The 8,133-nt window shown below is 75.2% G+C and carries 8 protein-coding genes and 1 rRNA gene; 6 read left to right on the top strand and 3 right to left on the bottom strand.

All coding sequences use genetic code 11. The features are described from left to right. Nucleotides 1–9 precede the first annotated feature (9 nt). From rrf to ETD96_RS36195, 3 genes are all read left to right on the top strand, one after another. Nucleotides 10–126, top strand: a 5S ribosomal RNA gene (rrf, locus tag ETD96_RS36205). A 115-nt stretch (nucleotides 127–241) separates the two neighbouring features. Beyond that, on the top strand, nucleotides 242–2,230 hold the full coding sequence (locus tag ETD96_RS47135; protein ID WP_240808485.1) for a hypothetical protein: 1,989 nt from the start codon (nucleotides 242–244) through the stop codon (nucleotides 2,228–2,230). A 106-nt stretch (nucleotides 2,231–2,336) separates the two neighbouring features. After that, nucleotides 2,337–3,503: an alkaline phosphatase PhoX gene (locus tag ETD96_RS36195; protein WP_171069395.1), complete on the top strand. Its 1,167-nt coding sequence runs from the start codon at nucleotides 2,337–2,339 to the stop codon at nucleotides 3,501–3,503. A 4-nt stretch (nucleotides 3,504–3,507) separates the two neighbouring features. On the opposite strand, the gene ETD96_RS36190 is transcribed toward ETD96_RS36195, so the two are convergent. Beyond that, nucleotides 3,508–4,446 (bottom strand): MBL fold metallo-hydrolase, encoded by a 939-nt coding sequence (locus ETD96_RS36190; RefSeq protein ID WP_138640977.1) that lies wholly within the window; start codon nucleotides 4,444–4,446, stop codon nucleotides 3,508–3,510. Between the two features lie 7 nt (nucleotides 4,447–4,453). Next, nucleotides 4,454–5,803, bottom strand: a complete 1,350-nt coding sequence (locus ETD96_RS36185; RefSeq protein ID WP_138640976.1) for a DUF1015 family protein — start codon at nucleotides 5,801–5,803, stop codon at nucleotides 4,454–4,456. Between the two features lie 66 nt (nucleotides 5,804–5,869). Between ETD96_RS36185 and ETD96_RS36180 the strand changes: the two genes are divergently transcribed. Next, nucleotides 5,870–6,349, top strand: coding sequence for a tetratricopeptide repeat protein (locus ETD96_RS36180; RefSeq protein WP_138640975.1), 480 nt, complete (start codon nucleotides 5,870–5,872; stop codon nucleotides 6,347–6,349). A 56-nt stretch (nucleotides 6,350–6,405) separates the two neighbouring features. After that, the gene (locus ETD96_RS36175; RefSeq protein ID WP_138640978.1) at nucleotides 6,406–7,407 is read left to right on the top strand and encodes an HAD-IIA family hydrolase; all 1,002 of its coding nucleotides are present in this window, start codon (nucleotides 6,406–6,408) and stop codon (nucleotides 7,405–7,407) included. A 24-nt stretch (nucleotides 7,408–7,431) separates the two neighbouring features. Here ETD96_RS36175 and ETD96_RS36170 read toward each other — a convergent pair whose 3' ends face one another. Beyond that, the gene (locus tag ETD96_RS36170; protein ID WP_138640974.1) at nucleotides 7,432–7,773 is read right to left on the bottom strand and encodes an SCP2 sterol-binding domain-containing protein; all 342 of its coding nucleotides are present in this window, start codon (nucleotides 7,771–7,773) and stop codon (nucleotides 7,432–7,434) included. A 115-nt stretch (nucleotides 7,774–7,888) separates the two neighbouring features. On the opposite strand from ETD96_RS36170, the gene ETD96_RS36165 reads away from it, so the two are divergent. After that, the coding region (locus ETD96_RS36165) for a hypothetical protein (protein ID WP_171069394.1) at nucleotides 7,889–8,133 on the top strand (245 nt) is incomplete at its 3' end.

Below are 8,133 nucleotides of genomic sequence, written 5' to 3'. Positions count from 1 at the left end.
GTTGAGACGTTCGGTGGTTTTGGCGAAGGGGAAACACCCGGTCCCATCCCGAACCCGGAAGTTAAGCCCTTCAGCGCCGATGGTACTGCATGGGAGACCGTGTGGGAGAGTAGGACGCCGCCGGACATGAATTGGTCGAGGGTCGCCCCTATTTCGCGGGGCGGCCCTCGACGCATGTGGGCCCCCGGCCAAAGTAGGCTGGAAGTATCCACGAACACCATCAAGAACAGTGACGGACGTGATGAGCGCGGAAGAGGACGGCCGCGGCGACGACAGCCGCGAACGGCGGGGCGACAACGGGCGGCGGGGCACCCCGCCCCGTCGCGGGGCCAGCCCCCGCGGCGGCCAGGGCGGGCCCGGGAACCGCAAGGGCGGAGGCCCCCGCGGTGGAGCGCCCCGCGCCGGCGGTCCGCAGGGCGGACGCGGCCGTCCCGCGGGCGGCGGGTGGAAGGACCGGGACTCGCGCGGGCAGCGCGATGACCGCAAGCCCGGCCGTCCGTTCAAGCGTTCCGATGACCGGCGTCCGGAATCCCGCGAGGGACGACCGGACGACCGCCGTGAGGGCCGCCCCGGCGGGCCCCGGAACGACCGTTCTGAAGGCAGGTTCGAGCGACCGCGCGGCGGCCAGGGCAAGCCTGGCGAGCGTCGTTTCAGCGGTCCGCGCGATGGCGGGCAGGGCAAGCCCGGCGAGCGCCGGTACAGCGGCCCACGCGATGGCGGGCAAGGCAGACCTGGCGAGCGCCGGTTCAGTGGTCCGCGCGATGGCGGGCAGGGTAGGCCCGGTGAGCGTCGTTTCAGTGGTCCGCGTGACGGCGGCCAGGGCAAGCCTGGCGAGCGCCGGTTCAGCGGCCCGCGTGACGGTGGGCAGGGTAGGCCCGGTGAGCGCCGGTTCGGCGGTAAGCCCGGCGAGCGCAAGGAGGGCCGCTTCGGCGGGCCCCGTCAGGGGCAGGGCCAGGGCGGCGGGCCGCGGCGCGACGGGCGTCCGGCCGGTGGGCAGGGCGAGCGTCGGTTCGAGGGACGTCCGCCCGAGCGCCGGTTCAAGGACCGCGACGACCGGCCGGGGCGCGAGGAGCGCCGTCCGGCGGGGCGCCGGTTCGAGGGCGGGCGCGAAGGGCGTCCCGGCGACCGCGACAAGGGCAGGCCGCCGTTCAAGGGGCGCGGCGAGAGGCGTCCGCAGGACGGCGGGCGCTCCTACGGGCCGCCCCGCGACCGGCAGGACCGGCGGCCGCGGACGGAGGAGCGCGAGCGTCCCGCGCCGGCGCACGACGATCCGCTGCTGCCGGACGACGTCACCGGCGAGGAGCTGGACGCCGACGCGCGCGTCGAGCTGCGCACGCTGCCGAAGGACCTGGCCGCCAAGGTCGCGCGCCATCTCGTGATGGCGGGACGGCTGGCCGAGGACGAGCCGGAGCAGTCCTACAAGCACGCGAAGGCGGCGCGGCGGCTCGCGTCCCGGGTCGGGATCGTCCGGGAGGCGGCGGGGATCGCGGCCTACCACGCGGGCGAATGGGCGGAGGCGCTCGCCGAGCTGCGCGCCGCCCGGCGGCTCGGTGCCGGGGACGACTCGTACCTGCCGGTGATGGTCGACTGCGAGCGGGGCCTCGGCCGGCCCGAGCGGGCCCTCGACCTGATCAAGTCGCCGGAGGCCGGGAAGCTCGACCAGATGGGGCGCATCGAACTGCGCATCGTGGAGTCGGGCGTCCGCCGCGACATGGGGCAGTACGACGCCGCCGTCGTCACCCTGCAGATCTCGGAGCTGCGCGACCGGCGGCTCCGGCCGTGGTCGATGCGGCTGTTCTACGCCTACGCGGACGCGCTCGTCGAGGCCGGGCGCGCCGAGGAGGCCGCCGACTGGTTCGCGCGGGCCGCCGCCGCGGACCGGGACGGGGACACCGACGCCGCCGAGCGCTACGCCGAGATCGAAGGGCTCCACATCCTCGACACCGAGGACGCCGACGACGCCGAGGACGCCGGCGAGACCGAGGACGCCGACGAGACCGAGCACGCCGAGGACGCGGCGCAGGCGGAGGACGAAGGCGACTCCGGTGCGGCGTCGGAGCCGGCGGCGGCGACCGACATCGCGTTCCAGCCCGCCGAGCCCGAGGTGGTGGAGGCGCGGGAAGGGGACGCCCCGAACGCCCCGGCGGTGTTCCTGGAGCCCGAGGCGACCGGCGAGGAGCGGCCCGGCAAGCCCGGCGGGCCCGAGGAGGAGCCGCCGGCAGGGGCTTGACCACCGGTACTTGACTGGCGGGTAGGTTTCCCGGATATTCACGGGACCGCGCCGTTCGGGGGGCCGCTGGACACGTCCGGCGGAGATCGACTCCTTGAGGAGAGTCATGCCCCTGAACCGACGTACGTTCCTGCGCGCCTCCGCCGTCGCCGGCGGCACGACCGCGTTCTCCGGCGCCCTGTGGCAGCGGGCCTTCGCCGCCGGGCCCGCACAGCCCGGCCCGAGCCCGTACGGGCCGCCGGGCGCCGCGGACGGCAACGGCGTGCAGTTGCCGGAGGGTTTCACGAGCCGGGTCGTGGCGCGGTCGATGCAGCGCGTCGAGGGCACGCGCCACACCTGGCATCCGGCGCCCGACGGCGGCGCGTGCTTCGCCGACGGGGACGGCTGGATCTACGTCAGCAACTCGGAGGTCCCGGTCGTCGGCGGCGTGTCCGCGATCCGGTTCGACGCGACCGGGAAGGTGACGTCGGCGTACCGGATCCTGAACGGCACCACGCTGAACTGCTCCGGCGGCGCCACACCGTGGAACACGTGGCTGTCGTGCGAGGAGCACGACTTCGGCCTGGTGTACGAGACGGACCCGCGCGGGCAGAAGTCGGCGGTGGCGCGTCCGGCGATGGGCAGGTTCAAGCACGAGGCCGCCGCGTCCGACCCCGAACGCAAGGTCGTCTACCTGACCGAGGACCAAGGGGACGGCTGCTTCTACCGGTTCCGTCCGAACACGTGGGGCGACCTGTCGTCGGGGACGCTCGAAGTCCTGGTCGGTTCCGGGACGGGCCCCGTCCGGTGGACGAAGGTACCGAGCCCGCAGCTGTGGTTGACGCCGACCCGCGAGCAGGTGGCGGACGCCATGCGCTTCGACGGCGGCGAGGGGTGCTACTACACGCACGGCGTCTGCTACTTCACCACGAAGGGCGACAACCGGGTGTGGGCCTACGACGCCGCCAACGAGAGTCTGGACATCGCCTACGACGACGACCTGGTCACCACAGGAGAGGCGCCCCTCCACGGCGTCGACGCCGTGACCGCGACCGCGTCCGGTGAGCTGTACGTCGCCGAGGACGGCGACAACATGGAAATCAACCTCATCACCAGGGACGGGATCGTGACCCCGTTCCTGCGCGTCGTCGGCCATGACGAGTCGGAGATCACCGGGTGCGCGTTCAGTCCGGACGGGTCGCGGCTGTACTTCTCGTCCCAGCGCGGAAAGAGCGGCTTCATCGCCGGGACGGACGGCTGCACGTTCGAGGTGACCGGCCCCTTCCGCCGCTGAGCGCTCACGCGTGCCTGCTCAGGGCGTGCAGGATGCCGGTGACGTTGCTCTCCGCGCTGTTCAGCACCTCGTACTTGGCGACCAGGTCGGGGTCGGTGTCGTCGCTCATGATGGCGTAGCGGTGCCTGGTCCGGTCGACGACCATGGCGACGGCGTGGTCGAGGTCGAGGTCCTGGTCCTTGGCGTCCTGGACGGCGTCCACCCAGACGCGCAGCTCCTCCGCCGACCGCTCCAGCGTGGCGTCCACCTCGGTGACGGGCCCGTAGTGCGCGAACAGCAGCCGCTGCGGGCCCAGCGCCCGGAACCTGCCGAGGGACGCCAGCGCGGTGTCGAGGTCGAAGTCCGGCGGCGGCGTCGCGGGCTTCACGTCCGCCGTCTCCGGGATGTAGATGCCGGCGGCGTCGCCCACGTACAGGTCGCCGGTCCGGGAGTCCATCAGCCCGACGTGGTGCTTGGCGTGGCCGGGGGAGTAGTGCGACTCCAGCCGCCGCCCGCCGCCGAGGTCGATGCTGCCGGTGTCCTCGACGGCCCGGATCCGGGCGGCGTCGGTGGGCTTCAGCTCGCCGAACAGGGTGTCGAGGCTGTCCCCGTACACCATGCGGGCGCTGCGCATGAGCCGTGCCGGGTCGGCCAGGTGCCGCGCGCCCTTCTCGTGGACGACGACCTCCGCGCGCGGGTACATCTCCGCGATGTCGCCGACGCCGCCCGCGTGGTCGAGGTGGATGTGGGTCACGACCACGGACGCCAGGTCGTCCGGCCCTACGCCGAGTTGCCGCAGCGCGGCCTGCACCACGGGCGCCGAGCCGGACGTGCCGGGTTCGACCAGGCATGGCCGGTCGGACAGGATCAGGTATCCGGCGGTGATGCCGCTGTAGCCGGCCATCCGGGTGTCGATCTCGTAGACGTCCCCGCCGAGCGGCGTGATCGTGGTCGCGGTGTCCATTCCCCGATCATGGCCTCTCGGAGGCGTCCGGGTCGAGGAGCCGCAGGACGAGACCGGTGCGGGGCTTGGGCCCGAACGACGTCGACTTGCGGGGGACGCGCTCCCCACCGCCCGCGACGGCGAGGACGTCCTCGACCTTGAGCGGGTTCAGGACGACCGCCGTCCCGCCCGAGTGCCGGGCGCGCGCGATGGCCGCGGACGGGTCGTCGTGCACCACTTCGATGGCGTTCTCGTTCTCCGGGACGTCCCACACGCCGCCGATGAGGACGTGGTCCAGGACGGCGGTGTCGAGCCCGCGCCAGCGCGGTGAGTGCTCGGACGGCAGGCAGCGGGCGAGGGCGTCCGCGTCGGGGTCGGTGAGCAGGTGCAGGGCGTCGCCTCCGCCGAGGAGGAACGCGGGGCCGCCCGCTGCGGCGAGGGCCGCCACGGCGGCGCCCTCGTCGGTGAAGTCGGTCACGCGGAACACCTTGCGCGCCTTCTCGACCGCCTCGTCCGGGCGGAGGCCGGGCAGGACGCGGTGGATCGCGCCCAGGTGCGGCGGGTAGCGCGTCGAGTCGACCAGCAGCGCCAGGCCGGCGTCCCAGGGCCCCGGGCCGTCGCCGGCGGCGTGGCGGCGGGCCTGCAGCGCGCGGTAGGTGGCGTAGCGGTGGTGGCCGTCGGCGATCAGGGCCTGCTTGTCGCGGAGGTCGGCGGCCACGCGCGCGTGCGCGGCGGGATCGGTGATGCTCCACAGCCGGTGCGTCAGCCCGTCGTCGGCGTCGAACTCCAGCAGCGGGGCGTGCGCGGCGGCGTCGTCGACGATCCGGGCCGCGTCGCCGCCGCCCTCGTACACCAGGAAGATCGGCTCCAGGTTGGCGTTCGCGGCCGTCATCAGCGCGAGCCGGTCGCGGACCGGGCCGGGGAAGACGTTCTCGTGCGGCAGCACGACGCCGTCGGCCTCGGCGCGCAGGCCCAGCGCGCCGATCAGGCCGCGCTGCAGGACCGTGCCGCCGCGGGCCGCCTCGTAGACGTACAGGGCCGGCTCGGGGTCGGCGGCGAGCGCGCCCTCGGCCAGCCAGCGGCGCAGCCGGCCGCCCGCCGCCGCGTAGCTCTCCCCGGCGGCGCGCGGCAGGTTGAGCCGGACGATGTTGTGCCCGCCGCCCGCCAGCAGCCGCAGCGCCGCCGCCTCGTCGATCAGGTCGTAGGGCGGCATGGTCACCGCCGCCGGGTCGCCCGCCACCGCGGGGACGTAGCGGACGCCGCGGAACGGGGCCAGCTCCAGGCCGCCGCCCGTGCGCGGCCCCGCGGTCCCGAAGATCCGGGCGCTGAACTCCTCCGGCGCGAGGCCGGAGGAGAGGTCGTCGTCCACGCTGGGCATGGTATTCAGCGGAGGGCGCGCGGCGTCCCGGCGGGTACGGTCGTAATGATCCGAGGGGAGGTCCATATGAGTGGTCAAGGGCCTGGGCGGCCGGAGGATTCCCCGAGCGAGAACCCCGGCGCCGACCGGGGCGCGGAAGCGGGTACCGACCCGGGCGAGCATGCGGCCTCGCCGGGCGGCGGGGTCTACGAGTGGTACACGCGGGGTCTGGAGCTGCTGCGGTCCGGCAGCGCCGCCGCCGCGCTGCAGCTGCTGGCCAGGGCGGCGGAGGCCGAGCCCGGGTCGCACAGCATCCGGGAGGCGCTCGGCCGCGCCCAGTTCGGCGCCCGCCAGTTCGGCGCGGCCGCCGAGAGCTTCCGCGGGATCGTCGAGGAGGAGCCCGCCGAGGACTACGCCCGGTTCGGGCTCGGGCTGGCGCTCAGCAGGCTCGGCGACTTCGCGGGCGCCGTCGAGCAGCTGGCGCTCGCCGCCGCCATGCGCCCCGACAACCCCGACTACGCCAGGGCGCTGCGGCAGGCCAGGGCCACCCTCGACGCCCGGCGCTGACCCGGCCCTTACCCATCGGTAACAACCCCCGTACGATCGCACGCATGAGGAGCGCGATGAAAGGCAGCGACCGTCCCCTGAGCGAGGCGTACGACGTCGCCCTGCTCGACCTCGACGGGGTGGTCTACGTCGGCCGCAGGCCCGTCCCGGCGGCGGCGGAGTCGCTCGCCAAGGCGCGCGCGGCCGGGCAGCGGCTGGCGTTCGTGACCAACAACGCCTCCCGCACCCCGTCGGCCGTCGCGGCGCTGCTGACCGAGGTGGGCGTCCCCGCCGAGCCCGCCGACGTGGTGACCTCCGCGCAGGCCGCGGCGCGGCTGCTCGCCGAGCGGCTGCCCGCCGGGTCGGAGGTGCTCGTCGTCGGCGGCATGGGCCTGCGCCACGCCCTCTACGCGCAGGGGCTGCGGCCGGTGTCGACCGCGGCGGGGCGCCCGGCCGCCGTCGTCCAGGGCTACCACCCGGACCTCTCCTACGGGACGCTGGCCGAGGGGGCGCGGGCCGTCAGCATGGGCGCGCTGTTCGTCGGCTCCAACGGCGACCTGACCATCCCCGGCGGCGACGGGCCGCCGCAGCCCGGCAACGGGGCCCTGCTCCGCGTGATCATGGCCGCGACCGGCGTCGAGCCCATCGTGTCCGGCAAGCCCGAGCGGCCGCTGCACCAGGAGTCGATCCTGCGCACCGGCGCGCGGCGCCCGCTCGTGGTCGGCGACCGGCTCGACACCGACATCGAGGGCGCCTGGAACGGCGGCGCCGACAGCCTGCTGGTCTTCACCGGCGTCACCGACCCCCTGCGGGCCCTCACCGCGCCGCCGCACCGGCGCCCGAGCTTCCTGGCCGCCGACCTGGCGGGGCTGCTCGTCCCGCACCCGGAGCCCGTCCGCGCGGACGGGGCGCACCGCTGCCGGGACTGGGCGGCCCGCCGCGACGGCGACGCCTTCACCGTCACCGGCTCCGGCGACCCCTGGGACGGCCTGCGCGCCCTCGCGTCCGCCGCCTGGGAGAGCGACACGCCGCCGCCCGCCGAGGCCCTCACCGGCGCCCTGGAGGCCCTGCGGCTCTAGACCGCCCGCCGGCCCGGCCCGGCCCTAGAGCAGCCTCCGCAGCCGCAGCAGATCGAGGAAGCTCGCCTCGATCTTGACGCGGCCGGCCGCCCACGCCTTCGCCGGATGCAGCTCGTCGCCGGCCATGGCGACGAGGTCGTCGCTGCCCACGGTGAGGCGCACCTGCGCCGACTCCGGGTCGCCGTCGGCCTCGAACGGGTCGAGGCCGCCCGCGTGGAGCCGGGTGCGGTAGGCCAGCCCGAGGTCGCTGATGCGGCAGCTGATCGTCCGCTCCACGACGTGCTCGGCGAGCCGGTCGCCGTCCACCTCCGCCAGCCGCGCCGCGATGCGCTCCAGCGCCGCGCGGCAGTCGTCCTCGTTCGCCATGGTCAGGCCGTTCCCCCCTCGTCCGGCAACGATGTCGCTCAGGGACGGTAGCGTTCGGAATGAGCCGGAGGCGACTCGTGGCGGGCGCTCCGGGACCGTTTGGGAGGTAAAAGTGATGTCCGACGAGGCCGCGGAGGCCGCGCAGGCGCCGGTGCCGGTGCCGGAGCCGGAGTTCCCGGCGGCGCCGCCGCCCGACCCGACCGGCGACCCGCGCGTCGACGCCGCCGTCGCGCCCCTCGGCGGGCTGGGCGGGCTGCCCGTCGCCGAGCACGTGCGGGTCTTCGAGGACGTCCACCGGCGGCTCCAGGACCTCCTCGTGTCCGCCGCCCAGGACGAGCCCGCCCCGGCGGCGGCCCCGGC

Source organism: Actinomadura geliboluensis (genome assembly GCF_005889745.1).
Taxonomy (GTDB): Bacteria; Actinomycetota; Actinomycetes; order Streptosporangiales; family Streptosporangiaceae; genus Spirillospora; species Spirillospora geliboluensis.
Note: the sequence above shows the minus strand (reverse complement) of the source record. Positions and strands in the feature narration are given on the sequence as shown.